This window comes from Vibrio sp. 10N.261.51.F12 (assembly GCF_041471725.1).
Taxonomy (GTDB): domain Bacteria; phylum Pseudomonadota; class Gammaproteobacteria; order Enterobacterales; family Vibrionaceae; genus Vibrio.
Genome location: NZ_JBFROV010000037.1, coordinates 108,413 through 129,490, shown reverse-complemented (window position 1 = coordinate 129,490; position 21,078 = coordinate 108,413). Strand labels below are relative to the sequence as shown.

15 protein-coding genes and 1 pseudogene are annotated in these 21,078 nt (G+C 43.0%); 2 read left to right on the top strand and 14 right to left on the bottom strand.

The window, feature by feature from the left end; translation table 11 throughout:
- Positions 1-98: 98 nt before the first annotated feature.
- Positions 99-1,448: a polysaccharide lyase family 7 protein gene (locus AB4405_RS19610; RefSeq protein WP_372062488.1), complete on the top strand. Its 1,350-nt coding sequence runs from the start codon at positions 99-101 to the stop codon at positions 1,446-1,448.
- A gap of 59 nt (positions 1,449-1,507) precedes the next feature.
- Here the strand turns inward: AB4405_RS19610 and AB4405_RS19605 are convergent, their stop codons facing one another.
- Together AB4405_RS19605 and AB4405_RS19600 are read right to left on the bottom strand one after the other, a co-directional pair.
- Entirely contained in the window at positions 1,508-1,783 is a 276-nt protein-coding gene (locus AB4405_RS19605) for an IS3 family transposase (RefSeq protein ID WP_372062487.1), read from the bottom strand.
- Between the two features lie 41 nt (positions 1,784-1,824).
- The gene (locus AB4405_RS19600; RefSeq protein WP_372062486.1) at positions 1,825-2,325 is read right to left on the bottom strand and encodes a YcxB family protein; all 501 of its coding nucleotides are present in this window, start codon (positions 2,323-2,325) and stop codon (positions 1,825-1,827) included.
- Positions 2,326-2,887: 562 nt separating this feature from the next.
- On the opposite strand from AB4405_RS19600, the gene AB4405_RS19595 reads away from it, so the two are divergent.
- Entirely contained in the window at positions 2,888-3,874 is a 987-nt protein-coding gene (locus AB4405_RS19595) for an MBL fold metallo-hydrolase (RefSeq protein ID WP_372062485.1), read from the top strand.
- 1,187 nt (positions 3,875-5,061) lie between these two features.
- On the opposite strand, the gene AB4405_RS19590 is transcribed toward AB4405_RS19595, so the two are convergent.
- The 12 genes and pseudogenes from AB4405_RS19590 to AB4405_RS19535 all read right to left on the bottom strand — a co-directional run bounded on the left by AB4405_RS19590 (position 5,062) and on the right by AB4405_RS19535 (position 20,928).
- Complete coding sequence (locus AB4405_RS19590; RefSeq protein ID WP_372062484.1) at positions 5,062-6,660, bottom strand: Tn7-like element transposition protein TnsE; 1,599 nt, start codon at positions 6,658-6,660, stop codon at positions 5,062-5,064.
- Positions 6,618-8,162 carry a TnsD family Tn7-like transposition protein gene (locus AB4405_RS19585; protein WP_372062483.1) on the bottom strand — a complete coding sequence of 515 codons (1,545 nt, stop codon included), beginning with the start codon at positions 8,160-8,162 and terminating at the stop codon, positions 6,618-6,620. Before AB4405_RS19585 ends, AB4405_RS19590 begins: the two co-directional genes overlap by 43 nt.
- Positions 8,163-9,800 carry an AAA family ATPase gene (locus AB4405_RS19580; protein ID WP_372062482.1) on the bottom strand — a complete coding sequence of 546 codons (1,638 nt, stop codon included), beginning with the start codon at positions 9,798-9,800 and terminating at the stop codon, positions 8,163-8,165.
- Entirely contained in the window at positions 9,800-11,881 is a 2,082-nt protein-coding gene (locus AB4405_RS19575) for a Mu transposase C-terminal domain-containing protein (protein ID WP_372062481.1), read from the bottom strand. The genes AB4405_RS19580 and AB4405_RS19575 overlap by 1 nt, the downstream gene beginning before the upstream one ends.
- Entirely contained in the window at positions 11,865-12,719 is an 855-nt protein-coding gene (locus AB4405_RS19570; protein WP_372062480.1) for a TnsA endonuclease N-terminal domain-containing protein, read from the bottom strand. The genes AB4405_RS19575 and AB4405_RS19570 overlap by 17 nt, the downstream gene beginning before the upstream one ends.
- A gap of 206 nt (positions 12,720-12,925) precedes the next feature.
- Complete coding sequence (locus AB4405_RS19565; protein ID WP_372062479.1) at positions 12,926-13,756, bottom strand: DAPG hydrolase family protein; 831 nt, start codon at positions 13,754-13,756, stop codon at positions 12,926-12,928.
- A 74-nt stretch (positions 13,757-13,830) separates the two neighbouring features.
- Positions 13,831-14,472, bottom strand: coding sequence for a TetR/AcrR family transcriptional regulator (locus tag AB4405_RS19560; RefSeq protein WP_372062478.1), 642 nt, complete (start codon positions 14,470-14,472; stop codon positions 13,831-13,833).
- Positions 14,473-14,546: 74 nt separating this feature from the next.
- Complete coding sequence (locus AB4405_RS19555; protein ID WP_372062477.1) at positions 14,547-15,287, bottom strand: DAPG hydrolase family protein; 741 nt, start codon at positions 15,285-15,287, stop codon at positions 14,547-14,549.
- Between the two features lie 653 nt (positions 15,288-15,940).
- Positions 15,941-16,867, bottom strand: coding sequence for an aminoimidazole riboside kinase (locus AB4405_RS19550; protein ID WP_372062476.1), 927 nt, complete (start codon positions 16,865-16,867; stop codon positions 15,941-15,943).
- 30 nt (positions 16,868-16,897) lie between these two features.
- A pseudogene (locus tag AB4405_RS19545) lies at positions 16,898-18,002 on the bottom strand (carbohydrate porin).
- Between the two features lie 79 nt (positions 18,003-18,081).
- Positions 18,082-19,518 (bottom strand): sucrose-6-phosphate hydrolase, encoded by a 1,437-nt coding sequence (locus AB4405_RS19540; RefSeq protein ID WP_372062475.1) that lies wholly within the window; start codon positions 19,516-19,518, stop codon positions 18,082-18,084.
- Positions 19,519-19,563: 45 nt separating this feature from the next.
- The gene (locus tag AB4405_RS19535; RefSeq protein WP_372062474.1) at positions 19,564-20,928 is read right to left on the bottom strand and encodes a PTS transporter subunit EIIC; all 1,365 of its coding nucleotides are present in this window, start codon (positions 20,926-20,928) and stop codon (positions 19,564-19,566) included.
- Between the last annotated feature and the right edge of the window lie 150 nt (positions 20,929-21,078).

Below are 21,078 nucleotides of genomic sequence, written 5' to 3'. Positions count from 1 at the left end.
CCAGGAAATGATTATTTTATTCTGGGTTTGTGTAGTTAAAATGTAATCGATTAGCTTTGAAACGCCAATGTCTATAACAAAAACCAGGAAGGTTTTGTATGATTTTTAAGCTGCATAAATTAACGCCATCACTGCTACTTACTGCTTTAGTATCCACAGGATCCACCGCCGCTCCTTTGCTCATCGAAAGCGCTTCTGATTGGGGCGGTGCTCATAATAGTTATCCGGCATCGAACGCGATCGATGGCAGCACTGATTGGTCGTCACGATGGGCGGCAGAAGGTGTCGTCAACCTCGTGTTGGATCTGGGATCGGTACAAAAAGTAGAAGATCTCGATATCGCATGGGGCAAGGGTGACACCCAGTCTTATCGATTCGAAATCCGAACACTTGCAGACGAGAGTTCAAGTACTTGGGACAAAGTCTATTCGGGCAGCAGCAGCGGTACTTCAACTTATTACGAAAACTACGATATTACGGATATATCTGCCCGCTGGGTTCGTATTAAAATATTCGAGAACACCGCAGGCAGCACTTGGACCAATATTAAGGAAGTGGCGATATTTGGTAACTCGAGCTCAGAGAATACCAACCTAGACCCTAACGTCGCACCTTCTGAAAATTTTGACCTGCTTGACTGGTATTTAAGCATCCCTATCGATGAGGGTGACGGCTACGCGACATCCGTAAAAGAAAACGCGCTCGATGACCGCTATGAAGATGAGTTCTTTTATACTGGTAGCGACGGCGGCATGGTGTTTTATACCCCAGTGAAAGGCGTGACGACATCAAGTGGTACTAAATACGTCCGTACGGAGTTGCGCGAGATGCTTCGTCGTGGTGACACATCAAAATCAACGTCAGGCAAAGAAAACAATTGGGCATTTTCATCTATCCCAACAAGTGACCAAAACGGATGGGGAGGCATTGATGGCCAAATGAATGCCACACTTGCCATCAACCATGTGACAACAACGTCATCAAATGAAGAGCAGGTCGGTCGTATTGTGGTGGGACAAATCCACGCAGAGAAAAATGAACCTATCCGCTTGTATTATCACAAGCTTCCGGGTAACTCCAACGGAGCCGTCTATTTTGCTCATGAGACTTCTAAGGCAAGTGGCGGGGATGAAACTTGGTACAACCTACTCGGTAATATGGTCGATAGCAGTGGTAATTTAGATAGCACCTCTAACCCAAGTTCAGGGATTGCATTGGATGAAACGTTCAGTTATTCCATTACGGTTGAGGGCGATAAGTTGATTGTGGTATTGAGTAAAAATGGCGCTGAAATCGCGGCAAAAGAAGTTAACATGGCAAACAGTGGTTATGACGATGCTGACAATTATATGTACTTTAAAGCCGGTATTTATCTACAAGATAATTCAAGTAACGATGACGATTATGCCAAGGTAACATTTTATAAACTAGACAACAGTCACGACTAATCGCCTTTTCTAATTCAAAGCCTAGCTATGAAGTGACCCCGTAAAGTTGGACATTTCTGCTAAGCGGCTTTTAAGGCCTGAGTTCGATATTCTATCGGAGTCAGGCCTTTTAGTTTCACTTTTATACGTTTGGTATTGTAGTACTCTTTGATTTGCTCTATCAGAGCATCGGCATCTTCAAAGCTTTGGTTGTGATACATCTCGGTTTTGAGTAAAGCAAAAAAGTTTTCAGCAACAGCATTATCCAAGCAGCTACCTTTTCTCAACATACTTTGCGTTAACCCACTCTCCGCTACCTTTTTTGATACTGTCGATAGCGATATTGTTTTATGCATAGATGATAGGAAAATTCATTGTTAGAATTATTTTTCACACATTAACGTTCGGTCGTTCTTGATGCTTCATGCTGCTCAACAATGAACGCGATTTCTTCATCATTTAAACAAGATTTACTGACATATTGACGCTGTTTTCCAATATGAAGAATAAACCCTAAATCGCTTTGTTGAAGTTGGTCGATTTCACTCCACGCGATGCTTCGAGTATTTTTACCGCTCTTATAACTCACACCCTTAGAATCAGCCTGAAATACCACCTTACCACCAGAGCTCATACTAAGTGTTTGTCGCCATAACCACCAAGTTCTTTTAAAATAAACACTGAGCGCCTCAATAACACTCAAAACAATAAAAAACCAACCAACGTAACCGCTGGGTAATAACTCAAATGTTAACAAAACTACGCCAAATAGAAGAAAAAGCATGCCTTTTACATAAGCTTTTGGAAATTTAACTGGACGACTAGTTTGATCATAACACTCGGCAAAAAAGGCTTTGTCGAGGGTGTATTCTGTGGTGAAACCATAATCTTTAGACATAGGCGGCTACTTTAAGGTTTGCTGTGAATGGGTATCCCATGTTGCGATGTCGCAACTCGAGTATTGTAACGCTTCTCGGGGCTTTCTTTAACTATTGTGCCCACTATTGATAAATCAAGAACACTGACAAGATTGACTATCATCATAGCCAATCTGCTATCTAAATGGGTAACAAATGATGTATATAAATGTAAGCTGAACCAACAAAAAACTAGGCGTACTACCATGCCATTGACTATTAATAACACGCTGCTGAAGATCCCCTTTTCAAGGGGATTACGGTTATTTTTGTTTGTCATACGAAGTAGCACGCCAAAGCCCGCCGTGTGCATACAAGCTCGATTTTTAACAACTCTTAGCTAGGCAACCATAACGTCAACCAACTCGAAGATGAGGAATGTCGGATTTAGGTCATGCTGCTTACCGCCTGACCTGCAAAAATAGAGACACATTCTTGCTTTATATTGTTCAGCAAGAAGATAATTAACTATGCCACTACAAACTAACCTAATAACCACCTGTCCTTAATTGAACATCCACTTTTTCAGGAGTTAGAATCATCATGTGGAAAAAAAGCTTAGCCTTGGTCATCTCATCCATGCTCTACAGCGGGGCATTTGCACAGAGCTTCGAAGCCATTACTCTTGGAAGTAAAGGAGGTATCCAAGATGGTAACCTCACATCTTTCATGTTCAAAAGTGAACATGACAGCAATTACGTTTTGCTAGATGCAGGCACTATTGTCAACGGCCTCATTGTAGCGAATGAGAAAGGAACGTTTGATAATATCGTTGTTCCTGAGAAGTCACCTTACACCAAGGTAGGATACTTACTACGTGAAAAGGTGAAAGGCTATTTTGTGAGTCACGCTCACTTGGACCATGTAGCGGGCTTAATTATCTCATCACCTGATGATTCAAATAAACCAATTTATGGGCTTGAAGCAACAAACCAAGCCTTGATGGACAATTACTTTAATTGGTCAGCATGGCCAAACTTTGGTAATGATGGTAGAGGCTACAAACTCAACAAATACAGCTACATCAACCTACCTGAACAACAATGGCTTCCCGTTGCCAATACGTCATTGCAAGTTAAAGCACTTCCATTAAAACATTCTGGCGGACGCTCCACCGCTTTCTTGTTGAAAAATCCACAAGGCGAAGCATTTATCTACTTTGGTGACACTGGACCTGACTTAGTTGAGAAAGGATCCGCCTTAGATAATGTTTGGCAGACAATCGCCCCATACGTAAAAGAAGGTAAATTGAAAGGCATGGTAATCGAAGTGTCGTTTACTAACAGCACTCCTGACAAATCACTATTTGGCCACTTAACTCCAAACTGGCTAATGAAAGAGCTTAGCAGACTAGAAGACCTCAGTGGAGAGGGTAGCCTTGAGGGGCTCAATATTGTAGTTAGCCATATAAAATACAGCTTAAGAAAAGGTGAAGACCCAAAAACAATCATCCAAACTCAGTTGGATGAAGTTAACAACTTAGGCGTAAATTTCATCTTCCCTACACAAGGTGAAAAAATGCGCTTTTAGTTGAAAACAGCCTTAACAATGAAGGCTACAACTAATTATTCAGAATAACTTCAGTTTGGCTCTCTGGAATATTCCAAAGAGCCGGTTCGTGGCCCGAAAAGTTTTCGAGAATTTCTGAATTAGCTCGAGTTATCTACGCCAAACCTTTGGGCCGGGACCTCTTAACCCGTCGATCTTTAACTCGTCCCAATTAGGGCGTCATCCTTGTGCAGCCGAGGATCGTTCAACGCGTGTAACTCACTTAAATAGAAATGAATGGCACTAGAACAGGTTCACAACGCGCTGATGAAGATCCCCTTTTTCAAGGGGATGACGGTTAGTTTTTATTTGTGGGAGTAGTAAAATGACAGAGTCCATTCTTTACTGATGTCTTTACTGAGCTGGCATGTTTTAAGACAAAAGCTTGTTGGTTATTCCAAACCCTTCTCTCACAATATATTCGTCATCCTCACAAAAGTGAGGATCTCCTACCACGTGTAGATAACTGAAAACCTTCGACTAAGTCACGTATCTTAACTTCGCAACGCGCTGAATGAGATCCTCTTTTCCAAGGGAATGACGGTCTAATTGGGATGATTTGAAGAGCGATAACCGAAGAGCTTTGGTCCAAAAATGTGTTTCAGCGTACGGAAAATGGCTGTGCTCACCACGCAATTCTGTAACGGGGTGAGTAGATTCCTGCCTGCACAGGAACGACCATATTTGAACTTGGATACGTGCGGTAAGTAACACCGAAAGGGGTAGGCCTAAGTTAGTGGAGCAAAGCATTGAATACTTCACTGAAAGATGATGAATGGTTTAGTGCAGATGCGTGGCAGTGTATGGGTTGGAATAAAAAACCTCCGACTAAGTTAAAATTAGTAGGAGGTTTAAAAATGATCAAACGTTATTGTCTTCCGACAATCTGTACACGAGTAATAAAGTCCCATACTCACATCTATCTAACTCATTGATTTTGTATTGATGAAAAACGCCTCAGAAAAATAAAGTATCATACTAAAATGAGCACCACAGCCAAAATGGAGCTGAAACTAAGTAATAAAGTTTCATACCAGCTGTTTATTTTTACAGTCTTAAGGTTCGCTCCAAATAATCAACAAGTTTATCTTTTGAGAGGATAATTACAGTTCGTCGCTTAACCAATGCTCTATCGTATCACTAGAGAAAAACAGCGATAAAAGGCATCGCTATCCGACCAATCGCACCATAAACCTATCAGCCCACTTCTCTAGGTCAGCAGGATCTAACAACCCTTTGTGCTTACATGATGGGTGGGAAACACCTTTGAACTTACCAACACCACAGATCTCTTCAAGGTAATCAGTAGGCCAAGAAATTGATTTCTTAACTATTCGAGTAACAAGCTCACCCATTTTCTCTTTCAAATTACCTTGGCTACTTAGTTGCAGCACCATCGTTGATAATGAATCTTTGGCATCAGAGGTATCGACTTCGATGATATGAAATACACTGTCTTGGTAAGTAACCTCAACAATAGCAATACATCGAGGATTTGCATCGTCGGCTAGCATGTGCTTTTTGCAACGTGGAAGCTTGGGCAGTTTAGCTAAGGGAAAACGTTTCATATAGAGCCCATCAAGTTCTTCTAGCCTATCCATCACATCAAAAAAACAGTCAAACTTATTCTTATAGAGAGCTGCATCATCCGTTTCATCATTCAAAATGTCGTAATCGGCACCGGGGATAGTTCCTGTCATATCGCAGTCATTGGGTGATAAGGTCGAAGAAGCCTCCCCAGGCTCGTCTTCATCTGGCTTACCGCTCTTAGTGTCTTTGACCTTGTTCGTGCTCTTGTTGGTCTTAAACGGGATGGCGAAAGAACATTGCACAGCATCCGTACCTAATGTCACTCGCTTTTCATTTTGGTTAGCATCTTCAGTATCGTCAAGATCATGGTCTTCAGGACGTTCTGGACGCCCTTTATAAGTTCCACCTCCTTGAGCATTAATTTTTCGCTCAAACTTAGGATGGTAGAAATCGATCTCTTTTGGCATTGAAGATGGCAAATTATCGATTCGTCTAACTTCCCAAGCAAAGAAGCTATCAGTATTCCAATCACTCCACCCTGCAACTTGAAGTGAAGCTCCTTTCAGGCTTGGTGGTATAAATGAAAAATCCCACTTCTGATATTGACCTTGAAAATAATGCTCTTTCATCATGGTTTGCTGAATACTATCAAACGACTTTCTAGCTTCAGGATCCATTAACACCCAACTTAGAAACCGCCTGCACTTCTCATCATTGTAGGCGTCAAGCGGGTAACTAGACGCTGGCGTTGCGCCTATCTGCCAATGACCATCTCGTTCTTTGATATTGAAATCTGATGATAGTCTGCCATGCTCAAGGCACACTCTCGACATGTAGTTATCGTGTAAGAACAGAACCCTAGCTAACTCAAACTGTGGCAGAAAAACTACGGTTCCATCTTTCAGTTCAATTTCAAAGCACCATTGCTCTTGGTTGCGCTCTTTTATCTTCATTGAGTCGAGTGCAGGACACTCATTTAACTGCTTTACCTTCCACCGTTGAGCATCCTCAATTTTAAAGGTCAAAAGCTTACCTTTCGTGGTATCTCCCTGATTGGCACTCAATGTTTTATGCCGACGAATCAATGGGGCACCAGAAATCCGTATTGAAGGACGCTCGACTTTTTGCGAAAAAGAAAGGTTAATTCCCCAATAAACGTTATCCTTTTTCTTAAATAACGAACCGGTGCCAAGCACTATGGCACTTTCGGGGATGTGTTTATAACTGTAGTTACCCATATATCGTCCATCAATCCTTGTAGAAAACAGCGAGTCAATGGCATTAGACGCTCTTCACTCAAACCTGAGTTCCTGAGCAAACGCCACCGTTCAATCTGAGTAGGTTGCAAATGTTGAGAAATATACTCATTGGTCAATCGGCGGATCTGATATTGTGTGACCGATTCCGAGTACTTAAAAAGAAACTGTCGAGTGAGGGGCAGCTTGCGATACTTTCTTTCAGGCATCGCACCGAACCCCATTTTTGCGAGCAAATACGTAGCTGATAGCCGTGGTGAGAAATCATCCTGCTCGTGCTCTCTGAGCGTTTTGAATAAACGGCGAACAAGCTTCTTATCCCTAACCGTCCAATTTACACGCTTATCCTCATAACGAATCTCTCTGCGGTACCGCTTGTTGATTTTCATGAGCCACTCATAGTCATGTCGATACAGCCACATATACAAACCTTGTGAACCATTCAACCTTGCTCGCTTGCTCCCATAAGCTTTGAGTAGAGTGAGCCATTGCAACCTTTTGCTTCGATCAACCACGAGATCCAAGCTAATTTTTTGAGTGATAGGTTGATTCGTAGGATATTGCTTAACACTTTCAATAACCGCAGAGGCGCAAGGCACTTTCCCAAAGAGACTAGAGAGAACCACCAAGTGCTGCAGGAAACTGAACGACTTTCGATGTTTGCGCAGAATGTCCTTAACCCAACAGGTTTCCTTATCTGTTATCGAAAGATGATTCGCTGATAGCCACTCTTGACTCCAATGAGCATCAATACTCTCAGTCACTTCAGACTGGTTAATATTCGCCCCTCTATTGCAATCAGTTTGAACGGCTAAGTCACGGTAATAACAACTCCACTGGTAAGCGGTAGGGGATGTGTTAGGCGCTATTCTTAATAATTGGAGAGCCCAATTCGCAACCCACAATGACTCTTTCTTTAACGATTGGATCGGGTGATCATCGCTCGATATGTTCGCAGGATAAAATTGATGCCGCTGTTCATGGTGAAGTGATAATGCTGATTGAAGTAACGGGGTTTGATGTTTCAGGCACCAAGTCATACCAGATACTTGCCAATCTCTAATCCAATACCTTTCACCATATTGGATACATTGCTCCTCAAAGCATTTCGGGCAATATCTAAGGTGCTGAGCCTGTTTTACAAGAGAGGCAACAACACCAAAAACGATATGAATAACCCCTTTAGATTGTTCAGCCATCCATTCAATACCATCTTGCCGCTTAGCTTCACTGATAAAGGGGGCATAGATAGGAAAAAGTGTATGCTGATATATCAATGACAGAGTAGTTAGATCCAATGATGATGGATAATGACCCGATATTTGAGATAAGTGACTTGGCAAATCGACAGTTGGGATTACCTTTCTATCTTCAAAAACGGTTTCTAATAATAACTTTGGTGAGGTTATTCCAGCATGAACTCCCGCTCTTGCCACAAGGCTATAAATCAGCTCTTCAGGGTAAGGAACGGGAAAGCCAAGCATTTAATTAGCAGCTCTCAAGTCGAGTATCTGCCCTCTTTCTTTGAGTGCATTGTAAAAAGATTTGGTTTGATTTAGCTGAGAATGAATAAAACGTAAGTCATCACTTTCTAAGCCAACCCAATCTTTATGCTTAACCAATTCAGTTTTCACTGTCTGTGGCTTTTGAGACTCCTGCACCTTCGATTCTTCATACCACTCAAGTACCACTGGCATCATTTCTCGTAGTGTCAGCTTTGGCTGCTCTTCAAAAATGCGCTCAACCAGCGGTGCTAATAACTCAGATTGGCAATCCATTTGCACTAACATGTTATAAAGACGCATAGCTTGTTCGTTATTGCTAAATGCTAGCTCTGGTTCATCAAGCAGTTCACTAATCTTCTGATACAAAGTAAGAGCTTTCTTATCAAAATCAGATAAGTGAAGATCGGAGTATTTATTGATTGCTGTTGAATCTTGCCTCCTCAAAGCATCTAGCATCGCATGTACCGGTTTTAGTTCGTCCTCATATACAGATCTCATTACATCAACCGTAATACGCTCTAACTTTGTCGCAATTGCACGTAATTGAGCTAGCACAAATAGTTTGACGACGATATCTAGAACACCTTGAGATAACTCATACCAACAGTCTCGAATCTCATCACTGAGTACTTCATCTCGCTTATTAAGCCATTGATAGCGCCAAAGTTTATTAGTAAATGCAACCCATTCATTTCTAGCTTTTGGCTCTTTGGGGTACTGCCCCATAGGTGACCATTCAAGAGAGCCAATACCCGTTGTTCTCCTAGCCGATTGGAGTTCAATCTCGAATAATGGTCGAGCTTTGGGAGTACCGACTAACACAACAGGAATGCCCACTGTATTAACTAGCTCAACAAAGAACTCTAGCATTTGTTCTCGACCTACAGTTTTTTTGACTCTCAAGCGTTGAATTTCATCTATGACTAAAACGCCTATCGCCCGTTCATTTGCGACCTGTCCCATTAAGTTCAGTAAATTATCTTCCCCTAAAGTAGCCGTCCGATACTGTTTAAGATAAGTAGTGCCCAGACACCGATCTACTTCTCTGAAAAAATTTAAACACAAACTTTTCTGTGAACCATTATTGGGACACTCAATTTTTAAATAACTCAGTTGATAGAAATTGTGCTTTTCGTGGTAAATAACCTGAGGGTAAGTAGCAAGGATACGCCCCAACGTTGAGCTTTTGCCACTCCCAGAACACCCAATCAATGACAAGCAAGTTGCTGTTGTTAATACATTGCTGAATCGCTGGCCTTCAGAATCACCAGCCATAATCCGCTCGTAGCCTTCTTGTAAACGCTCATTTAACGACCCGTCAGTTATGTTCCTGCTGACATAACCTCGACGTATCATTATCGATATTTTTTCTTCCAAGAGGACATGTTGAGAGAGGGGTTGAAAGAAATCATCGAGCAAAGAGGCAACCATATGCGCTCTTTTCCGTGGTTTAGCCCTTAAATTATCCAAAGAAAAATTAACCTTACCCTCCAACCCTTCTTTGAGTTGCTTAATCTCCATAATCGGGGTTAAAGCTTCAATGAAAGGGTTTCCATCATATGATGGGTTACCTGTGCTTCGGTAAAAAGCTCTGACGTACTCTTTCGGTAAAGTCATTAATCGTCATCCTCATCAAATAACTCATCAACATAGCTTGGGTATTGGTAGTTATCCTCAGGCTCACTTAAATGAATAATCTCTGCACTATCACGCTCCTCATTACTCACTTGAGGTCTTCGATGCTCCCGCTCCCTTTCAAGCTCATCTTTTTTATTTGGTCTGATTGCAGAAATTCGCTCAGATTTAGGAATGGCAGAAACATCAGGGCTCGATTTTTCAGCTTGCTTAATCTTCTCAATCACTAGGCGCTCATGGGCTCTCTTATATGTATCCGAGCGTACTTTACTGGTTGCTATTGTCACCTTTTGCTGCCCCTGTCGCTGCCAGACTTCCCAAAAAGAGCAACCCACAAACTCTCGTGAACGATCTGATAACCGACAAATCCAGTATTCAGCGCTATCACTAAAGGGAAACAGGTAAATCTCATCAGCAAGGTTGGGATCGTAAGCTACCATCACTTCATCTGGTTTAGATACATTACGGCTTCGATGCATCCAGCCTTCAGCCATCACTTCTGCAGAGGTGTAATAGACACCAAATAAGCAGATACCGAATCGAGACGTTGTCGCTTTAGATCGTGGTAAGAGTCCAAGTCGAATACCATCCTTAGAGGCAGTGCGTAATCGACCAGTACGATTTTGAAGCCCCCAATTCCACAGTTCTAATGGAACAAGAGGAAGGTCCACAGGCATATCCGGTGAGCGGTCATATTTTTCTAATACCGCATATTGATTGTGATAAAGAATAGAGGAGAGAATAATCTCTTTGAAATCAGAAACCGAAAGCTTGGCATCAAGGCGATAGTCTTTACCACCACGCTTCTTAACGGTCGTGCCACTCACTACCCCTGGAGCAAATGGGGTAAAATCAGCTTGTAGCCACTTAAAGGTATTTTCAACAATCCCCTTAGCTGCACCTCGATATGGCGGTGTATTTTCGATTCGCACCGAAAAGCTCTTCTCTAAACTCTCGATTTGGTGGCCAAGAATCTCGCCTCGATCCGCTAAGATGGCATCAGGCAAACCAATTGCAGGCCAATCTTCTGAATCAATCTCAATGTTGAACTCTCGACACAGATCTACCTTATCTGTCATTGCACTTTGAAGCGCCAGCATTGCAGCCACATAGGATGGGTTTTCAAAACCGACATAAAAACCAACCACTAAACGGCTAAAGACATCAATCACGATGTAAACAACAGGCCGCCCTACAATCCAGCTTCGATTAATATCCGATACCACATAGATATCTGCGATGGTGGCATCAATTTCAAAGCGAGAGCCTGGCCCTAGCGCATGCATGTTAGCCGTACTCTTCAGTGGGCTTATATCATTACTAAATGCATTAGGTTTCGCTCTGCTTTTTAACTTCTCAACTTGGGTGTATTCACGTTCATAGAAGTGTTTCATCTGCCAATTTGAAGGAATCTCTTCTTCCGGTATATCTGGAAAATAATTCTGATACGTATCCTTAAAACGTCGATGGGCATAAGGAAATGAGTAGCCTTTATCAGTAAGGAGATACTTTTGAATGGCGATACGAAAGAGCTTTTCAATAGACTCATCGACATTAACACCCACACCAGGCATGTACTTTCTTGGTCTGCCAAGTTTCTTACCCCCAGGAATACGCTTCTTCCCTTTTGCACCGGAGTTCTTATAGTCTGGTAGTAATGCGTTTGCACTTTGACCTCGCTGCCAATACTGACGAATCAAGCGGTACAAGGTTTGTTTGGTTGTCTGATGAGTACTCAACACTAATCGTATAGCTTCTCCACGCACTTCCGGCTTATAGAACTCATCTAGCTCAATGATTGGTCGTATTAGCTCATAGTTCGCATCACGCTTTACCTGAGCGACGCTTCCTTCTTCGGGGGCAAGCATAATTAGGTAAGAGTATGGATCATCAACTCGATTTAGGATTCCATCTTGTCTTGCTAACTCAAGGGAGTAGAGATCTATGATGGTAGGAAAGTCGCTCTTGTCATCAACAGAAATCCAGACATAGCTATCACCAAGTTGGCGTAATATCCGATATTTCTCGTCTTCAAATTGAAGTACTTCATTGATTTGAAACATGGCGAGCCCTTATCAAGGTAACCATATTTTCAGGAACCAAATCCTGAGCGGTCAGCAAGTGGAATGGATGAGACATATCGTAGTAAAAGCAACGATTGGCAAGCAGTTGCCTTATCTCATAGATGGAAGTACCGTTTGGTTGATTGTAAGTTTGATCGACATATTTACTGGCATCGACAATCGTCTTTTGAGGATATTGCTGAAATAACTCGCTATAAAAGGCTGTTCGGCCTATCAAGATATCATCGGAAACTTCATCTCTCTCAGCAGGGTAAATCCAACTAATATTCTGAACTAAAGTTTGCGATACATCCTTTTCTGTCACCAGATACCACGGAATCTGTTTCATAAGCCAAAATCGCCGCTCTAGCTCTAGTTTCTCAACTATTCTCGGATCTTCTAAGGCATCAGAATATTTAGCTTGGATAGCATATTGAGGCCGCTGCTTGTCTTGAACATCTACGAGGAAATCAGATGACATAAACATTTTCACACCAGCATCTGCAGGGTGTTTAATACCATGCTCAAAGGCAAGTTGAAGTGTATCTTCACGATTGAGAGAGAATTGTTCTCGAATATCTATAGTTTGTGAGTTCCATTCGAGAGTAAGGAATACTGCAAGTTCGAGATCTGAAAGTAAATGGTGGGTACGTTGGCTTTTATGACCAAACACACGATGAGAGCGCCCGTCAGAGGGAATATCTCGAACCGTTATCCAAGGAAGGTAGTCAGCTCCCTGCCCACTACCTCGACCTTGTTTGATCCAACGGTTGTATTTAGCTTCTGATGGAGAATACTTGCCTCTTGCCATATGAACCAAAACTAGAAGATTGAACATAAAACAAGCATAAAGGGCTAGCAATGAGTATGCAACTTTATTACTTGATTTAAGTCATTAGAGAATTGATGGTCACGATGCACGGACAGCTTCTACCTCACAATTCCACGCAACACACTTCTGGACAAAAACGATTTACGACCACTGCACTAAACCGCTTCTATCACATTAGAAAAAAGCATCTTGAACCCCCCCTTAAGCGCTCGTTATGTATTGGCGTGATAATCGTCGTATAACTCGGGAAGAAAGCTGACCAAGTGATTCATTTCCATTGCGCAATGCACAAACAACTCCTTCCCCATTTCGAGAGATACGGCATGTTTAGCGACAAATCTAGAGCCAACTATTTTATTTACAGCACCGTTAGCATCTAACCCTCTAACTTCAGGTTTTCCTATCCAAAAGCGACTGCGCATTTCACAGCCATCTACAGTCTCTCTGATTAAATGGATTAGCTTTCCTACATTTAACGGAAATTTTTGAAGTCCAACAGAGCCACAGATAGCAGTACTAATATTAGACTCTTGAAACTGACTAGTATCGAAAAAATTAGAAGCATCTGAAAAAGTAATAAGGATATCTTGTAATCCACTTCCAATATATTCAGTGACAAAATTAGGGTTATTAAGATATTTTTCACGATCGGATAAACTTGGTTCGTCACCTATCATTTTTTCTGCTCGATTAGCTATATGACAACGAGGGTGCCATAGCTTGTAACGCTGGCTTTCCATGTAGTGCCAACCAAACCACCAGTCAATCATTTTTCCGGTCACTTTTGGCATTTTTGTTAATACGCTTACAAAAATTTGCCCATTATCCAAACAAGTATAGCCATTTTCCAAAGGCAAATAACCTTGCTGCAGGAGTTGGCTGACATCTGTAATGGGGAAACCTAATTCGGAAGCCTCAGGACCATGTGCAATAGCGCGTAAAGCATGGTCTTGCATCGTAGACAGGTGAGGGTTCCAATATTTTGCATAAGGTTTATCTTCAAGATCCCCTGCTCGCATGCCTAAATATTTTTCTTGGGTCATAATTCTCTCATCTCTAACTATTGTCCATCCCGAAGTAGCACTAGTTACGTTTAGAATAAAGCAATGACACTTCATCAATCCCCAAATAAGATATTCATGATTAAGCTTTGATAATGATCTTTAAATTCAGCACTCATAATATCTTCGCTGGCAATAACCTTATTCAATATCGAAAAATTAATCGGAGCTGAAATCAAACCCAATAGAGCAACAAGAAAAGTGTCTGAAGTATATTTTTTTAGCCGAGGTGCGCATTCCTTCGCAGCATCAAATAGCTGACTAACGTACAAATGCATACCAATAATGTTTTCCGATAAATAACGAGAACGATCATTTTCAGCATCATACTCCATACTGATTAGCCGGATCATCTGAGGGTGATCGTATAAAGTTTTAATTAACACCGACACGGCGGCTTTAAATAAATTTAATTCATTTTTTTCACTGCTCGCTTCTAGCGACAATGCCGCATTCAGTTCCGTGCTATAGAGCGCGTTATGTCGGTCAACAATAGCAAACCAGATATCTAATTTCGAACCAAAATGATGACGAATTGTGCCGTGCGATACATCTGCATGTGCCGCTATTTCACGAATGGAGGTCGCATCAAATCCTTTGGTCGAAAAAAGATCGAATGCACTACCAAGAATCTCATTTTTCGTTATTACAGCTTCGCCTGCAGTTTGCCGCCCTACTCGTATAGTTTTATTACTCACTTTTTAATCTTACCCATAACAATAACGGAAACAGAATAGCGACTTTACGCCGCTAGTCTACGTTCTACCAGACTTTAAAGATTATTCTCTTGTGCATATAGCTCCGGTAAAAAACCAGCAAGAATATTCATTTCACCAATAGCATGACCCATTAATGCAATGCCATCATTCTTATTAACAATAAGAGTGCGAGCCAATGCGGTATTACCAATTAAGCCTTCAATCGAGAAGACTGTCTCGTTTTGGTTCTCGGAATTACGTTTTTCGATATAGCCCTGCCAAAAAACCGAACGCATTTCAGAGCCATATTCAGTCTTAGTCACGATATGACACATCTTACTAGCATTAATCAGCTCTTCTCGCAAACCAGCATACGCGCAGATTACGAAGCGATCTTCCGATTCTTTATAACCGTTTAGAATTTCTGAAGGTTCTACAAATTGAATGCGCAGCTTATTTAAAGTGTCACCGATATATTCATCGACAAGATGACTGGCACCGATATGCTCGCCCGTTTTTTTGTTTTCCCAGTCCATCCAAACATGCTCAGTTGGATACCAACTCTGATAGTGCTCAGTGGTTTCCATATAGTCTGCAAACCACCATCGAACCATTTCTGGCTCTACATTCGGCATACGAGTTAGAGCCTTGACCACCAAGATGCCATTACCAGCGCGGTACACCCCTGTTTCTACCTCCGAATAGTTTTCAGACAGAACATCTGGGCCTCGATTGGCTGTCGCCCATGGATTTACACCAAATACAGCGATAAAAACCGCGATTATCACTAATGGTATGACAATATATTTTTTCACATTTGTTCCTTTCAAGTCAAATTTTGCTATACGTACGTATTGCTTATTCTTACTTTGCAATACGTACGTATTGCAAGTCAATTGGAAAAATCTATTCTTGTAGTGGATTGGCAAATTTGACCACGTTGTTAGAGTTCTAGATATGAGGAACAGTAAGTCAAATTGCTCGGCTAGAAATCAGGTTCGATTCTGCTCTGGATTGTTGGGGCAGGTCTCTCTTAGCTTGTCACTCTTTAACCCATCCCAATTAGGCCGTCATCCTCGTGCAGACGAGGATCTTCATCAGTATATGACTCGCTTAAATCGAAATGAATGGCACCAGAATAGGCTCACAACGCACTGATGAAGCCCCCCTTTTTTTAAGGGGATGACGGGTAATTTGATTTATTAGAGTAGTAACATGCCATAGTCTGCTCTGCGTTGACGAAAACAGCGTTGACGAAAACTAAACCAACACGTTTTTGGACAAAAGTGAGTCAGTGGTTTTGCTAAATTAGAATTAAATGAATAACTGCAGGTATGGAAAGACATTAACAACGAGGGACTAAAGAAGAAGCCTCTTCAGTTTTGTTGGCGGCACTTTACCCACTTTTTAGATAAAAAAGTCACTCTTGTTCAGCGACTTTTTTCAGAAAGTTAAAAGACCATAATCACTACTCTTCAACTAACTCCGTTAGCTGAGCCAAACTTGGCAGTGCTGTCATAGCGCCTTTTTGTGTCGTCGCGAGTGCGCCACAGCCGTTACCCCAATGCACAGCCGCTTCGACCTGACTCCAAGAGCGCCAGTCAGCATTCTGAGACAGCTTCGCTAGCAAGCCACCAACAAAAGCATCACCTGCGCCCGTTGTATCAATGACTTGCGCAACCTTAGTGCCCTCTATCACTCGACGTTCACCATTGTAAACAGCCAGTGCACCACGTGCGCCTAGCGTCACGATAATCAGTTTGTTAGGCGCCGCATTTAATGCGTCCAAAGCCGTATCGAGAGTGCCAGTGTCTGTAAGGAACGTCAGCTCCTCTTCAGAAAACTTCACTACATCTGCCAGATTAACTGCACTCATCACCACCTCTTGGATCTGAGATGAATCTGCCCATACCTCTTCCCTTAGGTTCGGGTCAAAGCTGATGAAGCCGCCTGCTGATTTCATTAGCTTCATCGCTTCAAGCGTTGCGCTGCGTGATGGCTCATTAGCCAAAGCGATAGAACAACTGTGCATCCATTGCCCAGATGCAAATTTTGGGATGTCTTCGACGCTGAAAAACTGGTCAGAACTTGGCTTAACCATAAAGGTAAAGCTGCGTTCACCATCATCATCTAAGTCGACAATCACTGTAGACGTTCGCTGCGCTTCATCTAGAAGCATGTCATCAGTATTCACCTTCTCATCCGTTAGGGTTTGCTTCATAAAGCGCCCTAGCGGATCTTGCCCAACTCGACCAAAGAAAGCGGTATCACCGCCCAATCGAGAGATGGCCACAGCAACGTTTGCTGGCGCGCCACCTGGGCATTTTAAATAACGAATCTCGCCATCTGGAATCAAATCCACAACAGCATCTCCAGTTACCCAAACCTTGTTCATATCACCTTGCCTCTCGTAACGACATTTTAATTAGAATTCGTAGAACAGACGTACACGAGCGCCGAAATCGTCTTCTTCAGCAAAGGCTGATGCGTCCGATTGTTGGTCCAGTTTATTGTCGACAGTCGTGTAGTATGTACCCAAAAGAATTGAGAAGTCTTGTACTTCAAGTACATCACGGAATGCGTAAGATGCATACCATGTTGATACGTTTACGTCACCTTTAACCCAAGAAGAGAACTCTTTGTTTTCATACTCATTGGTAGCGTGAATATAGCCCAAACCAAAGTTATTCCACAGTGCATTAACACCGGCTGTTAGGTTGTTTTCGTCTACAGCATCCATGTAAGCAACGTTCGCATTGACACTCCAATCACCGCTGGCCCAGTTACCCGTTAAGCCGTAGCCTGTACGATCTGAGATATCGACGCCTTTAGCTACAATCGCGTCTGAAACGAGGTTGGTTTCCACCGAAGCCGCCACCTTAAAATCACCCATTTGGTAAGCTACAACTGGGCGAACTAGAAATGAATCTTTGCTCGATTCGATCTCCTTCCCGTGGTATTTACCTTCAAGACCGCCATCGAATAAGTTAGAACGGTCACCCAGCATCGCGCCAACTTCAATATACAAATTACCAAAAGTTTGGCTGTACATGATCTGCCCGTCAGAACCGCGACCACGCGCTTCTTTCGCTTGGTACGAATATGCCGCTCCATCTGAATACAAGTCGTTGGCTGTATCACCAGAGTATTCTAGGAATACATCAAGACCAACAGGGAACATGTCGTAAGCTTCAAAGCGACCAGCTTTAATTGCCCAACCGTCTTTCTTACCAAACTCAAAGTACGCATCATCCAGTGCAATATTGCCTGTGCTCTCAAACAGAGGCTGTGCTTTAACACCCACATAGTGGCCATTGCTCGTGTACTTTTCGCCAGAAAATTCGATTAGAACACGGCCGTCTTGGTTGAATTCGCTGTCATTATTGTCGTGTGATTCACGGTCTTGGTAGTTGAAGTTCAACTCGACGTTACCGCCAACAGAGAAGTTACCTTCTTCCGTATCAACAGTTCGCTGTCATTGCAGCCATTACTGAAGCCGCAGCGAGCGACATTTTTAGTGTATTTTTCATGCTAAACCCTATATTTTGGCAATAAGAGGCCCTCCCGACGAGGGCCTTGTTTTTTTGTTTTGGAATACTTTATTGGTGGCTAGCGAGTAGCCTGTATCGCAGACATGTAATGCAGTGTGCCAGTCGCATTATTGAGCGTGACCAGAGACAACTCATCGATGAAGATTCGAGAGGTGAACACTGTCTTCCCGTTGTCAGCAAAAATTTCAATCGCTGAGTTATCGACAAAAACGCGAATGGTTTGTGCTTGCTCTAGGCGCTGTGCGTAACGAACAGTGCCGTATGCTTCTGCGTGTAGGTGAGAAACGTGAGAGCGGTCCAGAATCAGCTCATAGCGATCACCTTGGAACACCATCTGCTCACCTTTCTGGTTAGCCAGGGTCAGAGTGAAAGACTCATCTACATTCAGTTCCAACTCAAACGCACGTGACGTTAATGCCATCGGTGTAGAGCCTTCAACATCCACTGAGTTTTGACGCAGCGCTTCAAGCTCTTTCAGTGGTGTCTGAATTAGGTAGCTACCATCAATCGTCAACTCACGTGGCAGAGTCAACATGTGTGCCCAGCCATTCTTATCGGTAGGGTAGTCACTTTTTGAGTTGCCCAGCCAGCCAATAAGGATGCGACGTTGTTGGTCATCCAGATACGTTTGTGGCGCGTAGAAATCGAAGCCTTTGTCCAGCTCACGGTAGCCTTGGTTGTTGAAGACTTTTGATTCAAAATCAATGCGTTCACCGACCATGTAAACCACTGAGAAGACGTTCTTAAGATCGTACTTATTATCTGAGCTCACGCCTTGAGGCGAGAAGATATAAACCCCGTTTTCATCGGTTTCATAGTAGTTCGGACACTCCCACATATAGCCAAAGTCTTCGAGACCCACATCGATGTCACCCATATGGTGGTAATCATCAATGTCGTTGCCGTGATAATAAGCCAGCGTGCCTTTTTCGTTGTGATCTTGAGCGCCAATCAACATGTGATAATCGTTGTCACGACAAACCAGCACTGGGTCACGAACCTCTGCCGTGTAGGCATTTGGATCGAAATCCACGACTACGCCTTTCTTTTCAACGTTACCTTGCTTGTCCATAATCGCGAGAACTTGAGTCGGATGACGTTGATCATTCTCCTTTTTCAAGTTCGCCGTGTAGAAAATGTACAACTGGTCATCGTGTGGTACACCGACACCAGTATAACAACCATGATGGTCGTAATCTTGGTCTGGGTACATCGCGATACCGCGGTCAGTAAAGTTCACGAAATCTTTGGTCGATACGTGGTACCAGTGCTTCAAACCGTGCACTGGGCCAAGCGGGAACCACTGGTAGAAAATATGGTGCTGGCCATTGAAGTAACTCAAACCATTCGGGTCATTCAACAGGCCGTGCTTTGGTGCAATGTGGTAGCTCGGGTAAAACGGGTCTGTTTGTGTTTTGTGCTCAATATCCGCCAAATACTCCTCGCTCACCTCGTGAATTCGGACAAAGCGGTTTTGACGATTAGAAAAATCCATAACAACTCCAAGAAAAAGATATTCACTCAAATGGGTGGTGAAAAATTATTTAGGCTCTTTGTAAAGCAGCTTTGTTAATGCGAAAGCCGAAGCCGCACCCACCAACATAACAAGCACATACATTCCTAGACCGCCGCCAAGGTAAAGCAGAATACCCGGTAACATGGTTGCGCCCGTACCCGCAGAGCCGATACCCGCAATCGCGCCCAAACAGCCACCTAATGCACCGCCAATACAGCCATAAAAGAACGGTTTTACGCGAGGTAGAGTAATCGCGAACATCGCTGGTTCAGTGATACCAAACAGAGCTGGCAACGCTGCACCAAACATACCTGTACGCTTCACTTTGTCTGTCTGCATCGACATCACCGCCATTGCCGCACCAAACTGGCCTGCGATTGCAGCAGTACCCAATGGGTTGATGTAGTCAAAGCCTGTGTCTGTCACCATCGCAATCGTGATAGGCACGATGGTGTGGTGCATACCTGTTACCGCCATGAATTGAATTGCGCCGCCGTAAATCAAGCCACCAATGCCGTATGGGATTTGTAAGAAGTAGAGCACGGCTTCGGTAATGAGTTTTTCAATGCCGAGTAGGATTGGACCAACGAACACCAAGCCAGCAATCAAAGAGACCAACAACGTAATAAATGGTGTCAGAATCAAATCCAGAACTTCAGGGATGTGTTTGCGTGATGTGCGCTCAACTAAGGCAGCAAACCAACCCATAAACACCGCAGGAAGAATCGAGCTTTGTAAGCCCGTCACCGCAATTTCGAAGCCCATGAATGGAATCATCATCGCTTCGGCGTTACCAAAGGCGACATCCCATTTATTGGCGAGTTGCGGTGCCACCAGCATCAAGCCCAATACAATACCGAGCACTGGGTTACCACCAAACACGCGCATGGCAGACCATGTCACCAATACTGGAATAAAGATGAAGGCAGTATCGGTTAAAACTTGAGACAACGTATTTAACTGTGGAGATAGTTCAATACCGAAGCCGTTAACCAACAGCCCACGCAAGCCCATGAGTAAACCGGTTGCAACCAACGCAGGGATGATGGCAACAAAGATATCAGAGAAAGTGCGTGTTACCGTTTGAAAGGTGCTGACTTTGTCTTTCTTCTCTTCGGTTTGTGAGGCTTCTTCAGTAGCTTCTTTGCCTTTCATGATGGCAAAAACCTTACCCACAAATCCGGTACCCAAGATCACTTGGTGCTGACCATTTTGGAAGAAGTAACCGTGTACACCTTCTGTTGCGCTGAGTCCTTCAACGTCGACTTGTTCATCGTCCTTGACCACAACACGCAATCGTGTTGCACAGTGATTCAGTTGTGCGATATTGCCCTCACATCCCAGTAAGGCCATAACTCTATTCGCTACAACTTTCGCGTCTCGCGCCATAATTTTCGTCTCCAAAGAGTGCAAAGAAATAACAACCTGTATTTAACTTGTATTTATGGTAATACAGGTTAAATACAAGTTGTATTTTTCATTGTCGTTTTTTTGTTATTCGTCACACTTGTTATTTATTGAAAATGCATAAGATTGCTT

Bases quoted from the DNA above. Each gene is read 5' to 3' on its own strand.
- AB4405_RS19610 (WP_372062488.1), top strand. From the start codon at position 99: ATGATTTTTAAGCTGCATAAATTAACGCCATCACTGCTACTTACTGCT.
- AB4405_RS19605 (WP_372062487.1), bottom strand. From the start codon at position 1,783: ATGCATAAAACAATATCGCTATCGACAGTATCAAAAAAGGTAGCGGAG.
- AB4405_RS19600 (WP_372062486.1), bottom strand. From the start codon at position 2,325: ATGTCTAAAGATTATGGTTTCACCACAGAATACACCCTCGACAAAGCC.
- AB4405_RS19595 (WP_372062485.1), top strand. From the start codon at position 2,888: ATGTGGAAAAAAAGCTTAGCCTTGGTCATCTCATCCATGCTCTACAGC.
- AB4405_RS19590 (WP_372062484.1), bottom strand. From the start codon at position 6,660: ATGGGTAACTACAGTTATAAACACATCCCCGAAAGTGCCATAGTGCTT.
- AB4405_RS19585 (WP_372062483.1), bottom strand. From the start codon at position 8,162: ATGCTTGGCTTTCCCGTTCCTTACCCTGAAGAGCTGATTTATAGCCTT.
- AB4405_RS19580 (WP_372062482.1), bottom strand. From the start codon at position 9,800: ATGACTTTACCGAAAGAGTACGTCAGAGCTTTTTACCGAAGCACAGGT.
- AB4405_RS19575 (WP_372062481.1), bottom strand. From the start codon at position 11,881: ATGTTTCAAATCAATGAAGTACTTCAATTTGAAGACGAGAAATATCGG.
- AB4405_RS19570 (WP_372062480.1), bottom strand. From the start codon at position 12,719: ATGTTCAATCTTCTAGTTTTGGTTCATATGGCAAGAGGCAAGTATTCT.
- AB4405_RS19565 (WP_372062479.1), bottom strand. From the start codon at position 13,756: ATGACCCAAGAAAAATATTTAGGCATGCGAGCAGGGGATCTTGAAGAT.
- AB4405_RS19550 (WP_372062476.1), bottom strand. From the start codon at position 16,867: ATGAACAAGGTTTGGGTAACTGGAGATGCTGTTGTGGATTTGATTCCA.
- AB4405_RS19540 (WP_372062475.1), bottom strand. From the start codon at position 19,518: ATGGATTTTTCTAATCGTCAAAACCGCTTTGTCCGAATTCACGAGGTG.
- AB4405_RS19535 (WP_372062474.1), bottom strand. From the start codon at position 20,928: ATGGCGCGAGACGCGAAAGTTGTAGCGAATAGAGTTATGGCCTTACTG.